The sequence below is a fragment of the Photorhabdus sp. S10-54 genome, assembly GCF_963878145.1.
In the GTDB taxonomy this organism is placed as follows: domain Bacteria; phylum Pseudomonadota; class Gammaproteobacteria; order Enterobacterales; family Enterobacteriaceae; genus Photorhabdus; species Photorhabdus kayaii.
In genome coordinates this window covers 105,778-122,437 of record NZ_CAWNXG010000004.1, presented here as the reverse complement: position 1 = coordinate 122,437, position 16,660 = coordinate 105,778, and the positions used below count along the sequence as shown (strand labels likewise).

The following is a 16,660-nucleotide window of genomic DNA, read 5'->3' as shown; positions in this document are numbered from 1 at the left end:
ACTAAGGAAGGGACTTCTTTGGGCCGTAAATTCTGACAAAGAGGAAAAATGGAGCGTAATTTTCATTACCCTACTTTGGAGCAGATACTTTGCTTGCAATCGATATGCAATCGTTTGCGTAAAATATTTTGTCAAGACTATCTCATTAGGTGAAAAGGGTTTACACTGTGTGCCATTCGGCCCCTTGGGGTGTTGTTTGAAGAGAAGTTAGCTGAGTTAGGAGAACCCAATGTTAAAGCGTGAAATGAATATTGCTAGTTATGATCCCGAACTATGGCAGGCGATGGAGCAAGAAGTTGTTCGTCAGGAAGAACATATCGAATTAATTGCCTCTGAAAACTATACCAGCCCAAGAGTTATGCAGGCACAGGGCTCTCAACTCACTAACAAATATGCCGAAGGTTATCCGGGTAAACGCTATTACGGTGGTTGTGAATATGTAGACGTTGTTGAACAATTAGCTATCGATCGTGCTAAGGCGCTGTTTGGTGCTGATTATGCCAATGTTCAACCACATTCTGGTTCTCAAGCGAATGCGGCAGTTTATATGGCTTTGTTGCAACCGGGCGATACGGTTCTGGGGATGAATTTGGCACATGGCGGTCATTTGACCCACGGCTCTCCGGTTAACTTCTCTGGTAAGTTATATAACGTTGTGCCTTACGGCATCGATGAAAGCGGTAAAATCGATTATGACGATATCGCGGCACAAGCTCAAAAACATCAGCCAAAGATGATTATCGGCGGTTTCTCGGCTTATTCCGGTGTGGTTGACTGGGCAAAAATGCGTGAAATTGCAGACAGCATTGGTGCTTATTTGTTCGTTGATATGGCACACGTTGCCGGCCTGATTGCCGCAGGAGTATATCCTAACCCAGTTCCTCATGCCCACATCGTGACTACCACGACGCACAAAACACTGGCGGGTCCACGTGGTGGTTTGATCTTGGCGAAAGGCGGCGACGAAGATCTGTATAAGAAGCTGAACTCTTCAGTGTTCCCTGGCTGTCAGGGTGGACCCCTGATGCATGTGATTGCAGGCAAAGCGGTGGCATTGAAAGAAGCAATGGAACCAGAGTTCAAAGCGTATCAACATCAGGTTGCTGATAACGCGAAAGCGATGGTTGAGGTGTTTTTGGCACGTGGTTACAAAGTAGTTTCTGGCGGTACAGAGAACCACCTGTTCCTGCTGGATCTGGTTGATAAAGACATCACTGGTAAAGATGCCGATGCTGCGTTGGGTCGAGCCAACATTACGGTAAACAAAAATAGCGTGCCTAATGATCCGAAGAGCCCATTTGTAACTTCTGGTGTGCGTATTGGTACGCCTGCGATTACCCGCCGTGGCTTTAAACAAGCAGAAGCGCGTGAATTGGCTGGCTGGATGTGTGATGTATTGGACAACATCAATGATGAAGCGACTATTGAAACAACTAAGCAGAAAGTTCTGGCTATTTGCGCAAGATATCCGGTTTACGCATAAATTAAAATTTCAATAAGTCATTACAAAACCTGCTCCGGCTAACATTGTTTGCTTAAGTGGGATATTGAGGAGTGATGCGTGGATTTTCCCCCGGGAATATCTACTTCAAGATAACTCTCAGTATCTTAATTTCTTGAGCTAATCAAGTTAGGTAAGGGCGGGTTTTTTGCATTTTTTACCAGGGAGGACTAATGGTTATTCGATCGACGCGCTGGCTGGCGTTAGATTACTTCACATATTTCTTTTCTTACGGGATATTTTTACCTTTCTGGGCAACTTGGCTACAGGGTGAAGGTATAGAGCACGATATGATAGGGGTTCTATTGGGTGCAGGTTTGATTTCCCGTTTCTTGGGCAGTTTATTAATCGCACCTACAGTTAAAGATCCCGCAAAACTTATTTTTGCGCTACGTATATCAGCATTGATAACCTTTATTTTCATCGTTGGCTTTACATTAGGAAATCATTGGGCGTGGCTCCTGTTCGTCATGGTTGGCTTCAATCTATTTTTTTCGCCGATGATGCCATTGAGTGATGCGCTGGCGGGAACATGGCAAAAACAATTTCCTTTTGATTACGGCAAGATACGGGGTTGGGGTTCAATTGCCTTTATTATCAGCTCAGCATTAACCGGGGAATTGATCTCTGTCTGGGGACATCGTGCCATCCTCATCACGATATTGTTTAGCGTCTTCTCTACGTTGTTGGTGACATTACTTAGGCCCTCTATCATGCCTGTTGGTGAAGTCAAATCCGCCAAAGTGGATGTTGTGTCATTTAAGCAGTTGTTGTCTGAAAAACCGGTATGTCGGTTCCTGTTATGTGTCGCTTTATTGCAGGCGGCTCATGCGGGATATTACAGCTTCAGTGCGATTTACTGGAAAAATGCAGGCTATTCTGCCTCGGTAGTCGGTTATCTCTGGTCATTGGGCGTAGTGGCTGAAGTTATTATTTTTACTTTGAGTAATAAATTATTTCGGCGTTGGAATGCTCGTAATCTTTTGCTGCTTTCTGGCATATGTGGCGTTGTTCGCTGGGGATTGATGGGAACATTCACCTCATTACCAGTGTTGATTATCGTTCAAATTTTGCATTGTGGTACGTTCACTGTCTGCCATTTGGCAGCGATGCGTTTTATCGGTGCAAGAAGAGAAGGGGAAATTGTGTGTTTACAGGCGGCTTATTCCGCGTTGGCAATGGGGGGAGGTATCGCTGTCATGACGGTAATTGCTGGATTTATGTATGATTATCTGCACAGTGGCATTTTCTGGATGATGGCTTTGGTTGCTTTTCCTGCTATTTTCGTACGACCACAGGTTAAAGCTCATAATTATTAACAATATACATTTAGTTTCTTACAATATTTTTGTAAGAAACTAAATGCCTCAATAAGATTTTTATGAGATATCATGTTGAATAAATTAACAATAAAAGATATCGCTCGCTTGGCTAATGTCAGTAAATCAACCGTCTCGCGAGTATTAAACAATGAGAATAGTGTAAGCCCACAAGCACGTGAAAGAGTTGAAACGATTATCCAACAAAATAATTTTATTCCATCTAAATCAGCAAGAGCGATGCGAATAAAGAGTGACAAAATCATTGCCTTAGTTGTGTCGCGTCTGGGATCTTTTTCAGAGAATTTATCGATAAGTACTATGTTACCCCTGTTTTACCAGCATGGTTACGACCCCATTATTATGGAAAGTAATTTTGATCCACAGCTTTTACAGGAACATCTACGTCAGTTGGCATTACGTCATGCAGATGGCATTATTTTGTTCGGTTTTACCGGATTGTCAGAAGAGTCCCTCTTCCCTTGGCGTGACAAAATGGTGGTATTTGCCCGTGAATATACAGGTTTTTCTTCTGTATGTTATGACGATATTGGTGCTGTTCGTTTATTGATGAATGAATTCTATCAGCGGGGGCACAGAGATATTAGTTTTCTTGGCGTAGATGATTGTGATACCACGACAGGTTTTCTTCGCCATCAATCTTATCTAACTTGTTGTGAACAGCAAGATTTGCTTCCGCTTGCTGTTCAATGTGATTTAAGCTATCAGAGTGGGTTTCAGCATGTTAATAAGGTATTGAGAGAGAAAACGACAGCTTTAATCTGTGCAACCGATAGTTTGGCATTAGGTGCATATAAATATTTGCAGCAAAATAATCGGGAAGATATACAAATAGGTAGCATTGGTAATACACCTTTATTGAATTTTTTATACCCTAACACGCTTTCTATTGATTTGGGTTATGGTGAGGCGGGTAAATATGCGGTTGGTCAATTAATTGCTCAAATAAATCGTCAATACCCAAAACAACAAGTAATCATTCCGAGTAAGTTGGCTTAAAAATAAGAAATATTTCCGTCTCAATGTGATCTTCAACCCACTTTTGGGAACGTTCCCATGACAAGCATAACCAAATGATATTAGGATAAAATTAGTTTACTAAGCATGCTAATTAGTAATTGATACTAACTTATGATGACTGGCTATTATGAAAAACAAAATAAATTCTAAAGATATAGAAAAACTAATTACATTAATCGGTGGTTGTGAAAATATAGCCAGTGTAACTCATTGTATTACCCGATTGAGGTTTATATTAGTTGAACCAGTTAAAGCCAAGCCGGATGAGATAAAGAATTTGCCGATGGTTAAAGGCTGTTTTACCAATGCAGGGCAATTCCAGGTAGTGATAGGCACGAATGTTGGTGATTATTATCAGGTTTTAAATCGTTATCTTGGTCAATCTGAATTGAATAAAAAAGATAAACAGCAGGTTGAGAAGAAAAACATGAAATGGCAAGAGCGCTTCATTTCTAAGTTTGCGGAAATATTTTTTCCTCTCTTACCAGCATTAATTAGCGGTGGGCTTATTCTAGGTTTCCGTAACATTATTGGTGATATTCCTTTTAGTGAAGGCAAAACTTTAGCTCAAATATATCCTATTTGGAAAACGATATATGATTTTTTATGGCTGCTAGGAGAGGCAATATTCTTCTATCTGCCAGTGGGTATTTGTTGGTCGGCGGTTAGGATGATGGGTGGAACACCGATATTAGGCATTATATTGGGAATAACACTGGTCTCGCCGCAATTAATGAACTCTTATTATTTAGGGCAACAAATCCCTGATATATGGAATTTCGGCCTGTTCACGATTGGAAAAGTGGGTTATCAGGCGCAGGTTATTCCGTCACTTTTGGCGGGTATTACTTTGGGGTGGATTGAAGTTCAGTTAAAACGGGTGGTTCCTAGTTATCTCTATTTGGTGATTGTTCCAGTAGTCTCGTTAATATTGGCAACCTTTTTAGCACATAGTCTTATTGGGCCATTTGGTCGGTTACTTGGTGATGGGGTAGCTTGGGTTGTTAAGGCGTTGATGACCGGAAGTTTTGCTCCTATTGGTGCAGCTTTATTTGGATTCTTTTACGCGCCGTTGGTGATTACCGGTATACATCAGACCACATTAGCTATAGATATGCAGATGGTTCAAAGTATAGGTGGAACACCGATCTGGCCTATTATTGCATTATCCAATATTGCTCAGGGATCGGCGGTTGTTGGTATTATTTTAGTCAGTAAGAAGCATAATGAACGTGAATTATCCGTACCTGCGGCTATCTCCGCCTATTTGGGCGTTACTGAGCCGGCAATGTACGGTATTAACATTAAATATCGATTTCCTATGTTCTGTGCCATGATTGGTTCCGGTTTAGCTGGGTTGATTTGTGGGTTGAGTGGTGTATTGGCAAACGGTATTGGCGTGGGTGGGCTGCCAGGTATTCTTTCGATCAAGCCGCAATTTTGGCTAATTTACGCATTAGCTATGCTTGTCGCCATCATTGTTCCGTTGATTCTCACGACCGTTGTTTATCGAAAGAAGAATATGACCGGTATGTTAGCTGTTGAATAATGCTGTTAAATCTTCACAAGTAACAGATATAAAAATAACCATTTGGTTATTCAATTCAGGAAATATATTAATAAGGTGTTTTTGATGGACAAAATCATTCCGTGGTGGTTACAAGGCGTCATCTATCAGATATATCCTAAGAGTTTCCAGGATACTACGGGTAGCGGAACAGGCGATCTTAATGGCATTACTTACCGGCTTGATTATTTGAAGAAACTGGGCGTAGATGCTATTTGGGTGACGCCTTTTTACCTCTCACCACAGGTAGATAACGGTTATGATGTCGCTGATTATTATGCGATTGATCCGGCTTACGGCTCAATGGATGATTTTAAGCGTTTGGTTGATGAGGCACATCAACGTGATATCCGTGTCATCGTGGATATTGTTTTCAACCATACCTCGACTCAACATCCTTGGTTTAAACAAGCGCAAGATATTGATAGCCCTTATCGGCAATATTACATTTGGCGGGATGGGGTACCTGGAATCCCGCCTAATAATTGGTTGTCAAAATTTGGTGGTAATGCTTGGGCGTGGCATGAAGCAAGCAAGCAGTATTATTTGCACCTGTTTGCTGTTGAGCAGGCTGATCTAAACTGGGAACATGAACCCGTACGGGCTGAACTGAAAAAGATTTGCGAATTCTGGGCTGGCCTTGGTGTTGATGGTTTCCGTCTGGATGTCATTAACTTGGTTTCTAAGCAGCAAGATTTCCCTGAATCAACTCAGGGGGATGGGCGTCAGTTCTACACTGATGGCCCGCGTATTCATGAATTTCTGCAAGAAATGAACAGAGAGGTATTCCAGCCTACCGGAGTGATGACCGTCGGGGAAATGTCCTCTACTTCACTGGAACATTGTCATCGCTATTCTTCATTAGATGGTGAAGAGTTGTCGATGGTTTTTGCTTTTCATCACTTAAAAGTCGATTATCCTAATGGTGAAAAATGGGTTGCAGCGCCACCCGATTTTATTGAATTGAAGAAAATTTTTGCCAAGTGGCAGCAAGGCATGTACGAACGGGCATGGAATGCGCTGTTCTGGTGTAATCACGATCAACCCCGTATTGTTTCACGCTTTGGCGGTGAAGGTGTTTGGCGGGTGCCGTCCGCTAAAATGTTAGCAATGGTACTGCATGGTATGCAGGGAACCCCTTATATCTATCAAGGGGAAGAGCTGGGAATGACTAACCCTCACTTCTCTCATATTGAAGAGTACCGGGATATAGAAAGTTTAAATATTTATCAAGAGAAGATTGAGCAGGGCAATGATAAACAACAAATCTTATCAGTCTTAGCGAAGAAATCTCGTGATAATGGGCGAACGCCAATGCAGTGGGATACGACTGCTAATGCAGGGTTTACTCAAGGGGAGCCGTGGATAGCGCTGAATAGTGATTACCAGGATGTGAATGCTGAAAACGCTATGCAGGATGATGATTCAGTTTTTCATTGTTATGCCCGTTTAATCAAGTTGCGTAAGGAATATCCTGTATTGACTTATGGCAGCTATGAAGACTTATTACCATCTCATCCTTCTCTTTGGTGCTATGTGCGTCGTTGGGAAAATCAGACGTTGTTGGTTATTGCTAATCTCAGTGTTGAAGTGCAGGAATGGTCGCTGGACGCTTCTTTATCCGATTGTTCATGGGTTAAATTGATGGGGAACTATCCTGAAAACCATTTACCTGCAAAAGATATGCAGCTACAGCCTTATGAAGCTGTTTACTGGTTAGCGGGGTAACAATGGTTTTTGTTGCTAAATGATATTGCAGGAGCGGGGTAGACCGCATTTTTGCAGTCTACCTGATTACCGTCTTGCAATTCTTATTTGAAATTAACTGGAATTAACGTTTCAATGCTTCTGATAATTCGTTACGCATTTCAGCCAGAATATCTTTAACAACGCGTGGATTACCTGCAACAATGTTGCCGGAATGAATATAATTATGACCGCCAACGAAATCAGTTACGATACCGCCAGATTCACGAACTAACAGTTCGCCACCCATAAAATCCCACGGTTTTAGGCCAATTTCAAAGTAACCATCCACCCGACCAGCCGCAACATAAGCCAAATCCAGTGCAGCGGAGCCTGTACGACGGAAGTCAGCACAACGAACAAATAATTTACCCAAAGTATTAATAAAAACAGTGGAATGATGTTTTGCTTTGAATGGGAAACCTGTTGCCAGAATAGTGCCATCCAGATCACGGGCATTGGTACCACGCAGACGGTAGCCATTCAACTGCGCCCCTTGACCACGGGTTGAGGTGAAAAGCTCATTGCGCATTGGGTCATAAACAACCGCAACTTCAGTACGGCCTTTAATGCGTACTGCAATAGAAACGGCGAAGTGAGGGAGGCGTTTGATAAAGTTAGTCGTGCCATCCAGTGGATCGATTACCCATTGAATATCAGCATCTTCGCCTAGCAGCTCGCCACTCTCTTCAGTAATAATCGAGTGTTTGGGATAAGATTTGCGAATAATGTCGATAATGAGCGCTTCTGCGGCTTTGTCAACGTTGGTAACAAAGTCGTTACTGCCTTTTTGGCTAGCTTCAACCGCATCGGGAGTTTCATAATTTTTGGCAATTAAGTTGCCGGCTTTACGCGCTGCGCGTATAGCGATAGTCAGCATCGGATGCATGGGATATCTTCCACCAGGATGTTAAAGAACGGGTAATTAATCGGCGCGTAGTATAGCAGTAATTCGGAAAAATGACTAATGCTGTGTTAAGATATTTGACTCTTATAATTATCCAGACTATTCAGAAGTTGTCATGTTAGAAAATATCCGCATTATCCTGGTTGAAACTTCCCACACTGGAAATATGGGGTCAACCGCCCGGGCAATGAAAACAATGGGATTAACCAATCTTTATCTGGTTAATCCTTTGGTTCTGCCAGACTCTCATGCGATTGCACTTTCTGCGGGTGCTAGTGATGTTATTGGTCATGCGACGATTGTCGATAGTTTGGATAAAGCGCTGGCGGGTTGCGGCTTGGTGATTGGTACCAGCGCCCGTTCCAGAACGTTATCATGGCCGGTGGTCGAGCCTCGTGAATGTGGTGAGCGTAGTGTTCAGGAGGCTGTACACGCGTCGGTTGCCATAGTTTTTGGCCGTGAGCGGGTAGGGTTGACCAATGAAGAATTGCAGAAGTGCCATTATCATCTGAATATTCCAACTAACCCAGAGTACGGTTCATTAAATCTGGCAATGGCGGTTCAACTTGTTAGTTATGAAATCCGTATGGCCTATTTGGCGCGTCAGGATAAAAATGAGCAAAAAACCGATGAAGTGGAATATCCATTATCTGATGATATGGAACGCTTTTATCATCATCTCGAATCTGTGTTAAATGATTCTGGTTTTATCCGAAAAGCACACCCAGGCCAAATAATGAATAGATTAAGGCGGCTTTTTACCCGTGCCCGGCCTGAAGCGCAGGAACTGAATATTTTGCGTGGCATCTTGTCCTCCGTTGAAAAATGGGCGAAGAAATAGTTGAGTAAATTACTAGGTTAAATAGTTGACTAAAACACTCAGGAATGACACAATTTCTTCATATTTCACCACGGGGTAATTCATTTATGAGATTGACATCTAAAGGGCGTTATGCAGTAACTGCTATGCTTGATGTGGCGTTACACTCACAAGAAGGTCCGGTACCATTGGCCGACATTTCTGAACGTCAGGGTATTTCCCTCTCCTATCTTGAACAGTTATTTTCTCGCCTGCGCAAAAATGGTCTGGTTTCAAGTGTCCGTGGTCCGGGTGGCGGTTATTTATTGGGCAAAGATTCCAGTGAAATTGTTGTTTCCGAAGTGATTTTTGCTGTTGATGAATCGGTAGATGCTACCCGTTGTCAGGGTAGAGAAGGATGTCAGGGCGGTGATCGTTGCCTGACTCATGCTTTATGGCGCGATTTAAGTGATCGTATTACCGGTTTCCTGAGCAGTATCAGTTTAGAAGAATTGGTCAATAACCAAGAAGTATTGGACGTTGCTGATCGCCAGGATAACGATAAACGCCGTGCACCTAACGGCAGAGCACAAGAAACAATTAATGTCAATCTGCGCCCATAAGCAGAACTTGTGATGAATTGAAGTATTAGAAGTAGGGAGCATGTGAGTAATGAAATTACCAATTTATTTAGACTACTCAGCAACGACACCGGTTGATCCGCGTGTTGCTGAAAAGATGATGAACTATCTGACTAGGGACGGGATATTTGGTAACCCCGCTTCTCGTTCACACCGTTTTGGCTGGCAGGCTGAAGAAGCGGTTGATATTGCCCGTAATCAGATTGCTGATTTAGTCGGTGCGGATCCGCGAGAAATTGTTTTTACTTCTGGCGCAACGGAATCTGACAATCTTGCCATTAAAGGGGCGGCTAATTTTTACCAGAAAAAGGGCAAACACATCATCACCAGCAAAACCGAACATAAAGCGGTGCTGGATACTTGCCGTCAATTGGAACGTGAAGGATTTGAAGTCACTTATTTGGCACCTCAGAGCAACGGGTTGATTGATTTAAACGATCTGGAAGCCGCGGTGCGTGATGACACCATTCTGATTTCTATCATGCATGTTAACAATGAAATTGGCGTGGTACAGGATATTACCGCTATCGGTGAAATGTGTCGCAGCCGCGGAATTATTTTCCATGTTGATGCTACTCAGAGCGTAGGCAAACTGCCAATTGACTTAACCAAACTGAAAGTTGATTTGATGTCTTTCTCGGCCCATAAGATTTATGGGCCGATGGGGATTGGCGCACTGTACGTTCGCCGTAAACCCCGCATTCGCATTGAAGCACAACAACATGGTGGCGGTCATGAACGTGGGATGCGTTCTGGTACTTTGCCTGTTCATCAGATTGTGGGTATGGGTGAAGCTTACCGTATTGCCAAACAGGAAATGGAGAGTGAATCTCAGCGTCTGCGTGGTCTGCGGTTGCGTCTGTGGCAGGGTATCAAAGATATCGAAGAGGTCTTCCTTAACGGAGATTTAGAGCACGGCGCACCGCATATTCTGAATGTCAGCTTCAACTATGTTGAAGGTGAATCACTGATGATGTCATTAAAAGATCTGGCGGTTTCTTCGGGTTCTGCATGTACTTCTGCCAGCTTGGAGCCTTCCTACGTATTGCGTGCGTTGGGGATGAATGACGAACTGGCTCACAGCTCTATCCGTTTCTCTTTAGGGCGCTTTACGACAGAAGAAGAGATCGACTACGCCATTGAATTGATTCACAAATCTATTGGCCGCCTGCGTGAACTTTCTCCACTGTGGGAAATGTTTAGACAAGGTGTGGATCTAAATAGTATCGAATGGTCTCATCATTAATCAGATGGTTTCAGGAGTAATAACATGGCTTACAGCGAAAAAGTAATTGATCACTATGAAAATCCACGTAACGTCGGTTCTTTCGATAGTGAAGATCCAATGGTTGGCAGCGGCATGGTCGGTGCCCCTGCGTGTGGTGATGTGATGAAACTGCAAATTAAAGTCAATAATGAAGGCATTATTGAAGATGCGCGTTTCAAAACTTACGGTTGCGGTTCTGCGATTGCTTCCAGCTCTTTAGTCACTGAATGGATGAAGGGCAAATCTCTGGAGCAGGCAGAAGCGATTAAAAATACTGAAATTGCCGATGAATTAGAACTGCCGCCGGTGAAAATCCACTGTTCTATTCTGGCAGAAGATGCGATTAAAGCAGCGATTGCGGATTACAAAAGTAAATGCCAGGGCAAATAATTGCCCTTGATAATAAGAAAATAGAAAAAAATTTGGTGGATACGGGCTGTTACATACCATCCGGTATCCGCCTTTGCTGGTTTTAATAAGTGAGGTTGTTGTATGTCAATTTCCCTTACAGAAAGTGCCGCACAACGCGTTTCGTCATTCCTGAGTCACCGTGGAAAAGGTGTTGGTTTGCGTCTGGGCGTCAGAACATCAGGCTGCTCAGGTATGGCCTATCTGCTTGAATTTGCCGATATGATTAACGAAGATGACACTGTGTTTGAAGATAAGGGTGTCAAAGTTATCGTAGATGGCAAGAGCATGGTCTATCTCGACGGTACGGAACTGGATTTTGTTAAAGAGGGCCTTAATGAAGGCTTTAAATTCAACAACCCAAATGTTTCCAGCGAATGTGGTTGTGGAGAGAGTTTTAACGTTTAATTCCGTTTTTCGGCCAAATCCAGAGTAAGTTTAGATTATGGACTATTTCACTTTATTTGGGCTGCCGGCTCGTTATGCTGTTGATCGTGAACAACTGGCAAGCTGTTATCAAGAATTGCAGCGTCAGTTTCATCCGGATCGCTTTGCTAGTCAGCCAGAGCGTGAAAAAATGCTGGCATTGCAGCAGGCAGTGACTATCAATGATGGTTATCAAACGCTTAAACATCCACTGAAACGCGCTGAATATATGCTCTCTCTGCATGGTTTTGATTTAGCCAATGAACAGCACACTATGAATGACAATGCTTTCCTGATGGAACAGCTTATGTTGCGGGAAGAATTGGAATGTATTGCCAGTGAAACCAATGCAGAAGTGGCATTGGCTGATTTTGCCGCTCGCCTGAATGGGATGATTAAAACCCGTAATCAGTTAATGGTGCAGCAATTGGATGAACAGCAGTGGGAGCAAGCAGCCGATACGGTGCGTAAATTACGTTTTTTGGATAAATTGCAACAGCATGTTGAGCAACTAGAAGAACGTTTATTGGACGACTTTTAAGGAAGGCGTATATGGCTTTATTACAAATTAGCGAGCCGGGTTTATCCGCTGCACCACATCAACGTCGTTTAGCTGTCGGTATTGATTTAGGCACGACACATTCATTAGTTGCCACTGTTCGCAGTGGGCAAGCGGAAACATTGATGGATAGTGAAGATCGTGACCTGCTTCCTTCGGTTGTTCGCTACCATGAAAAGGGCCCTGAAATTGGTTGGCGGGCCCGTCAACAGGCTGCGTGTGATCCTGCGAATACCATCAGCTCAGTAAAACGTATGATGGGACGCTCTCTGGCTGACATTCAGCAACGTTATCCAAATCTTCCTTATCAATTTCAAGCGAGTGAAAACGGGTTGCCGTTAATCAACACCTCAACAGGTTTGGTCGATCCTATTCAGGTTTCTTCTGAAATTCTTAAATCGCTGGCGCAGCGTGCAGAAGAAACACTGGATGGTAAGCTTGACGGTGTTGTGATCACGGTTCCTGCCTACTTTGATGATGCACAGCGTCAGGGAACAAAAGATGCGGCGCGTTTAGCCGGGTTACATGTTTTGCGCTTACTTAATGAACCGACTGCGGCTGCGATTGCTTATGGACTGGATTCTGGTCAAGAAGGTGTGATTGCGGTTTATGATTTAGGCGGCGGTACATTTGACATTTCTATTCTTCGGCTAAGCCGTGGTGTCTTTGAAGTGCTGGCAACCGGTGGTGACACCGCACTGGGTGGTGATGATTTCGATTTGATACTGGCTGACTGGATACGTGAACAGGCAGGGATTGATAATCGAGATGACCATAGTCTGCAACGTCAGCTATTGGATATGGCTACTCAGGTAAAAATCGCCTTGAGTGATGCTGATATTGCAGAGATAAACATTGCCGGTTGGCAGGGTAAAATCACCCGTTGCGAATTTGAAGCCCTGATAACACCATTGATAAAACGGACTTTACTGGCAAGTCGCCGGGCATTGAAAGATGCAGAAGTCTCTGCGGATGAAGTTTTACAGGTGGTTATGGTGGGTGGTTCAACCCGTGTACCGCTGGTTCGTCATAGGGTTGGTGAATTTTTTGGCCGCGAACCGCTGACTTCCATTGATCCAGATAAAGTGGTGGCTGTGGGGGCTTCGATTCAGGCGGATATTCTGGTGGGTAACAAGCCAGATAGCGACATGTTGTTGTTGGATGTGATTCCGCTTTCACTTGGGCTGGAAACGATGGGAGGTTTGGTTGAAAAAGTTATCCCACGTAACACGACCATTCCGGTTGCCAAAGCGCAGGAATTCACCACCTTCAAAGACGGCCAGAGTGCAATGAGTATTCATGTAGTGCAAGGGGAAAGAGAATTGGTAAGTGATTGCCGTTCACTGGCCCGTTTTACTCTACGTGGTATTCCGCCATTACCGGCTGGTGGGGCCCATATCCGGGTTACTTTCCAGGTCGATGCTGATGGCTTGTTGAGTGTCAGTGCGTTGGAGAAATCCACTGGCGTCGAAGCTTCTATTCAGGTAAAGCCTTCCTATGGCTTATCTGATGAAGAAATTGCTCGCATGATAAAAGACTCTATGGCGAATGCTCAGGAAGATATCAATGCGCGCCAACTGGCAGAACAAAAAGTTGAAGCGGCACGGGTACTGGAAAGTGTCACCGGTGCGTTAGAAAAAGATGCCGATCTACTGAGTGAACAAGAACAGGCGGCAATTGATGCTGCCGTAGAAATACTTATAAAAAGCGTTCAGGGCAATGATCCTGAAATTATTGAAAACGCAATTAAACAACTGGATAAGCAAACGCAGGAATTCGCTGCACGCCGGATGGATTCATCTATTCGTCGGGCGTTGGCGGGCCATTCTGTGGACGAGATTTAATTATGCCGAAAATTGTATTTTTACCTCATAACGATCTTTGCCCTGATGGCGCAGTTCTGGAAGCCAAAGAGGGGGAATCCATTCTGAATGTTGCATTGCGCAATGGGATTGAAATTGAGCATGCTTGTGAAAAATCCTGTGCTTGCACAACTTGCCATTGTATCGTTCGTGAAGGTTTCGATTCACTGGAAGAGAGCTCTGAACTGGAAGATGACATGCTGGATAAAGCTTGGGGGCTAGAGCCGGAAAGTCGTCTGAGTTGTCAGGCTAAAGTTTCTGACGAAGATTTGGTGGTAGAAATTCCAAAATACACCATTAACCATGCCCGTGAGCACTGATTGGCAGGAGAAAAATAAATGAGCCTGAAATGGTCCAATAGCCGTGAGATCGGTGAAGCGCTATATGACAAATTTCCAGAGGTGGATCCAAAAACGGTTCGCTTTACTGATATGCATCAGTGGATTTGCGAGCTGGACGATTTTGATGATGTGCCTGAGAAATCCAATGAAAAGATTTTAGAAGCGATCCTTCTCGTTTGGTTGGATGAGTTTGAATAACAAATAGCATTAATTTGTTATTTATCTGTCATCGTTTTAAGTTAGGCTGAACTTCTGAAAAACTGGCTTTGGCCGGTTTTTTTGTAGGATGAATATCGGGCAGGCGAAGAATTATGTAGGTAGAAGCTTGAGTAAGCTCCTTACTGCCATTAAGCGGTAATAATAAGAGGTGAGAAAAGAATGACCAAACAAATCATGCCAATAACACTGTCTTATGAACCAGCAGCAGCTTGCTGGGGTGAAAAAGCGCTGATTAGTTCCAGTGAGCAAGGGGTGATGATTCACCTGGTTGGTAAAGGTAAATTAGGGGTGGTTCAACGTGCCGGGCGTAAAATTGACGGGCAGGGAATTCGTCATGTGGCTCTGGTTGGCGAAGGTTGGGACTTGGAGAAAAGTTGGGCTTTCTGGCAAGGGTTCCGTGCGCCAAAAGGTAATCGCTCTATCGAATGGCCTCAATTGCCCGCGGCTGAAAAACAGGAGCTGGAAAGCAGAATTAAAATTATTGATTGGGTGCGTGACACCATCAATATGTCAGCGGAAGAGCTTGGGCCGGAACAATTGGCGAAGCGTGCGATTGATCTGATGTGTGGTATGGCTGGTGAGTCAGTAAGTTATCGCATTATTAAAGGCGAAGATTTACGTGAACAGGGCTATATGGGTATTCACACCGTTGGCCGTGGTTCTTCTCGTGATCCGATCTTATTGGCGTTGGATTACAACCCAACTGACAACCCACAAGCGCCGGTATTTGCCTGCCTGGTAGGTAAAGGCGTCACATTTGATACTGGCGGCTACAGCCTGAAACAATCTTCCTTTATGGATTCCATGAAATCGGATATGGGGGGAGCAGCAACTCTGACAGGTGCATTGGCGCTGGCAATCAGTCGTGGCTTGAAACAACGGGTTAAACTGTTCCTCTGCATAGCGGATAACATGGTCAGTGGTAACGCCTTTAAACTGGGTGATATTATTCGTTACCGCAATGGCAAATCTGTTGAAGTGATGAATACGGATGCGGAAGGTCGTCTGGTGTTGGCTGATGGTTTAATTGATGCCAGCAGAGAAAAAGCGAAGTTAATCATTGATGCGGCAACCTTGACCGGTGCGGCGAAAACGGCTGTGGGTAATGACTACCACTCTGTACTCAGCTTTGATGACAAACTGGCGGCTGATCTGTTGGCGGCGGCTGCATCTGAGAATGAACTATTCTGGCGTTTACCATTGGCTGAATTCCATCGTAGCCAACTGCCATCGAATTTTGCTGATTTGAACAACGTTGCTGCACCACCACATGCTGCGGGTGCCAGTACTGCGGCGGCTTTCCTGTCTCATTTTGTGGAAGAATACCAAAAAGGTTGGATTCACATTGATTGCTCGGCAACTTATCGTAAATCTGCGGTAGAACATTGGTCCGCTGGTGCAACAGGTTATGGGGTTCGTTCGATTGCTAATTTGCTGTTGGCGAAGGCGAAATAAATTTATTTTATCTAAAAAACTGATTGGAGATTTGTATGGGTTCATTAAGTGAATTAATTTCGGTTGAGATTGATGTTCCAAGTGGTAGTAAAATAACGCTTAGCCAACCGGAAGAATATCCTTCGCAGCTCATTGAAGCTTTGGTCAGTTTATTTAGCCAACGTAAACCTGTTCGCCGTGCTTTTATCATACAAGTTCATGATAAAAATGTGGATGAAAACCCCAATTTATTAATTGGACTGGAAATAAATGGCACCGCAGACGAAATTGAACAACTGATCCATGAAGCGGGCACTATTGCTTGTGAATACACATCGGAAGAAGAGCCGATTGACTTCTGTTTGGTTGATGAAAAAGAGAGTGGCATCAGCCATTATTTGATTCAGCATACGCAGCCATTTTACCAGCGTAAATTAGGCAGTTGGTTACGTGGAAGCATTCCGGTTATGAATAAGTGACTGTTTATCGGGTGATAATATAGTTGTCGGTAGAATTGAAGTCTCCTATTTATTACCACAACCATTACTGAATCAAGTAAAAATTAAAGAGTCTGAGCCTGGTAAAATATAGGGCTTGGACTTTAATAAATGCATGGTTTAATT

16 protein-coding genes and 1 pseudogene are annotated in these 16,660 nt (G+C 43.7%); 16 read left to right on the top strand and 1 reads right to left on the bottom strand.

Annotated elements, in window-relative coordinates:
* Positions 1 to 229: 229 nt before the first annotated feature.
* The 5 genes from glyA (at position 230) to treC (ending at position 7,156) form a co-directional block, all read left to right on the top strand.
* A complete protein-coding gene (gene glyA, locus AACQ83_RS03665) occupies positions 230 to 1,483 on the top strand; it encodes a serine hydroxymethyltransferase (protein WP_112876341.1) in 1,254 nt (417 codons plus the stop codon).
* A gap of 191 nt (positions 1,484 to 1,674) precedes the next feature.
* Complete coding sequence (locus AACQ83_RS03660) at positions 1,675 to 2,820, top strand: 3-phenylpropionate MFS transporter (protein WP_112876340.1); 1,146 nt, start codon at positions 1,675 to 1,677, stop codon at positions 2,818 to 2,820.
* Between the two features lie 72 nt (positions 2,821 to 2,892).
* Positions 2,893 to 3,840 carry a trehalose operon repressor TreR gene (gene treR, locus AACQ83_RS03655; RefSeq protein WP_112876339.1) on the top strand — a complete coding sequence of 316 codons (948 nt, stop codon included), beginning with the start codon at positions 2,893 to 2,895 and terminating at the stop codon, positions 3,838 to 3,840.
* A gap of 148 nt (positions 3,841 to 3,988) precedes the next feature.
* Positions 3,989 to 5,410: a PTS trehalose transporter subunit IIBC gene (treB, locus tag AACQ83_RS03650; protein WP_112876338.1), complete on the top strand. Its 1,422-nt coding sequence runs from the start codon at positions 3,989 to 3,991 to the stop codon at positions 5,408 to 5,410.
* 84 nt (positions 5,411 to 5,494) lie between these two features.
* Positions 5,495 to 7,156, top strand: a complete 1,662-nt coding sequence (gene treC / locus AACQ83_RS03645) for an alpha,alpha-phosphotrehalase (protein WP_112876337.1) — start codon at positions 5,495 to 5,497, stop codon at positions 7,154 to 7,156.
* A gap of 103 nt (positions 7,157 to 7,259) precedes the next feature.
* Here treC and suhB read toward each other — a convergent pair whose 3' ends face one another.
* Positions 7,260 to 8,063: an inositol-1-monophosphatase gene (gene suhB, locus AACQ83_RS03640; protein ID WP_112876336.1), complete on the bottom strand. Its 804-nt coding sequence runs from the start codon at positions 8,061 to 8,063 to the stop codon at positions 7,260 to 7,262.
* Positions 8,064 to 8,196: 133 nt separating this feature from the next.
* Here suhB and trmJ point away from each other — a divergent pair, with 133 nt between their 5' ends.
* The 11 genes and pseudogenes from trmJ to AACQ83_RS03585 all read left to right on the top strand — a co-directional run.
* The gene (gene trmJ, locus AACQ83_RS03635; protein ID WP_112876335.1) at positions 8,197 to 8,922 is read left to right on the top strand and encodes a tRNA (cytosine(32)/uridine(32)-2'-O)-methyltransferase TrmJ; all 726 of its coding nucleotides are present in this window, start codon (positions 8,197 to 8,199) and stop codon (positions 8,920 to 8,922) included.
* Between the two features lie 86 nt (positions 8,923 to 9,008).
* Positions 9,009 to 9,503 carry a Fe-S cluster assembly transcriptional regulator IscR gene (iscR, locus tag AACQ83_RS03630; RefSeq protein ID WP_112876334.1) on the top strand — a complete coding sequence of 165 codons (495 nt, stop codon included), beginning with the start codon at positions 9,009 to 9,011 and terminating at the stop codon, positions 9,501 to 9,503.
* A 49-nt stretch (positions 9,504 to 9,552) separates the two neighbouring features.
* Positions 9,553 to 10,767: an IscS subfamily cysteine desulfurase gene (locus AACQ83_RS03625; protein ID WP_112876333.1), complete on the top strand. Its 1,215-nt coding sequence runs from the start codon at positions 9,553 to 9,555 to the stop codon at positions 10,765 to 10,767.
* 24 nt (positions 10,768 to 10,791) lie between these two features.
* Positions 10,792 to 11,178 carry a Fe-S cluster assembly scaffold IscU gene (gene iscU / locus AACQ83_RS03620; protein ID WP_112876332.1) on the top strand — a complete coding sequence of 129 codons (387 nt, stop codon included), beginning with the start codon at positions 10,792 to 10,794 and terminating at the stop codon, positions 11,176 to 11,178.
* A 102-nt stretch (positions 11,179 to 11,280) separates the two neighbouring features.
* Entirely contained in the window at positions 11,281 to 11,604 is a 324-nt protein-coding gene (gene iscA / locus AACQ83_RS03615; RefSeq protein ID WP_011147476.1) for an iron-sulfur cluster assembly protein IscA, read from the top strand.
* A 37-nt stretch (positions 11,605 to 11,641) separates the two neighbouring features.
* Positions 11,642 to 12,163: a co-chaperone HscB gene (hscB, locus tag AACQ83_RS03610; protein ID WP_112876331.1), complete on the top strand. Its 522-nt coding sequence runs from the start codon at positions 11,642 to 11,644 to the stop codon at positions 12,161 to 12,163.
* Between the two features lie 11 nt (positions 12,164 to 12,174).
* Positions 12,175 to 14,025, top strand: a complete 1,851-nt coding sequence (hscA, locus tag AACQ83_RS03605) for a Fe-S protein assembly chaperone HscA (RefSeq protein ID WP_112876330.1) — start codon at positions 12,175 to 12,177, stop codon at positions 14,023 to 14,025.
* Positions 14,026 to 14,027: 2 nt separating this feature from the next.
* Positions 14,028 to 14,363, top strand: a complete 336-nt coding sequence (gene fdx / locus AACQ83_RS03600; protein WP_011147473.1) for an ISC system 2Fe-2S type ferredoxin — start codon at positions 14,028 to 14,030, stop codon at positions 14,361 to 14,363.
* A gap of 18 nt (positions 14,364 to 14,381) precedes the next feature.
* Entirely contained in the window at positions 14,382 to 14,582 is a 201-nt protein-coding gene (gene iscX / locus AACQ83_RS03595) for a Fe-S cluster assembly protein IscX (RefSeq protein ID WP_112876329.1), read from the top strand.
* Between the two features lie 180 nt (positions 14,583 to 14,762).
* A complete protein-coding gene (gene pepB, locus AACQ83_RS03590; protein ID WP_112876328.1) occupies positions 14,763 to 16,058 on the top strand; it encodes an aminopeptidase PepB in 1,296 nt (431 codons plus the stop codon).
* Positions 16,059 to 16,123: 65 nt separating this feature from the next.
* Positions 16,124 to 16,516 (top strand): annotated as a pseudogene (locus AACQ83_RS03585) (enhanced serine sensitivity protein SseB C-terminal domain-containing protein); the annotation flags it as partial.
* Positions 16,517 to 16,660: the final 144 nt, after the last annotated feature.

Coding starts and splice junctions, on each gene's coding strand:
- glyA (WP_112876341.1), top strand. CDS start 230: ATGTTAAAGCGTGAAATGAATATTGCTAGTTATGATCCCGAACTATGG.
- AACQ83_RS03660 (WP_112876340.1), top strand. CDS start 1,675: ATGGTTATTCGATCGACGCGCTGGCTGGCGTTAGATTACTTCACATAT.
- treR (WP_112876339.1), top strand. CDS start 2,893: ATGTTGAATAAATTAACAATAAAAGATATCGCTCGCTTGGCTAATGTC.
- treB (WP_112876338.1), top strand. CDS start 3,989: ATGAAAAACAAAATAAATTCTAAAGATATAGAAAAACTAATTACATTA.
- treC (WP_112876337.1), top strand. CDS start 5,495: ATGGACAAAATCATTCCGTGGTGGTTACAAGGCGTCATCTATCAGATA.
- suhB (WP_112876336.1), bottom strand. CDS start 8,063: ATGCATCCGATGCTGACTATCGCTATACGCGCAGCGCGTAAAGCCGGC.
- trmJ (WP_112876335.1), top strand. CDS start 8,197: ATGTTAGAAAATATCCGCATTATCCTGGTTGAAACTTCCCACACTGGA.
- iscR (WP_112876334.1), top strand. CDS start 9,009: ATGAGATTGACATCTAAAGGGCGTTATGCAGTAACTGCTATGCTTGAT.
- AACQ83_RS03625 (WP_112876333.1), top strand. CDS start 9,553: ATGAAATTACCAATTTATTTAGACTACTCAGCAACGACACCGGTTGAT.
- iscU (WP_112876332.1), top strand. CDS start 10,792: ATGGCTTACAGCGAAAAAGTAATTGATCACTATGAAAATCCACGTAAC.
- iscA (WP_011147476.1), top strand. CDS start 11,281: ATGTCAATTTCCCTTACAGAAAGTGCCGCACAACGCGTTTCGTCATTC.
- hscB (WP_112876331.1), top strand. CDS start 11,642: ATGGACTATTTCACTTTATTTGGGCTGCCGGCTCGTTATGCTGTTGAT.
- hscA (WP_112876330.1), top strand. CDS start 12,175: ATGGCTTTATTACAAATTAGCGAGCCGGGTTTATCCGCTGCACCACAT.
- fdx (WP_011147473.1), top strand. CDS start 14,028: ATGCCGAAAATTGTATTTTTACCTCATAACGATCTTTGCCCTGATGGC.
- iscX (WP_112876329.1), top strand. CDS start 14,382: ATGAGCCTGAAATGGTCCAATAGCCGTGAGATCGGTGAAGCGCTATAT.
- pepB (WP_112876328.1), top strand. CDS start 14,763: ATGACCAAACAAATCATGCCAATAACACTGTCTTATGAACCAGCAGCA.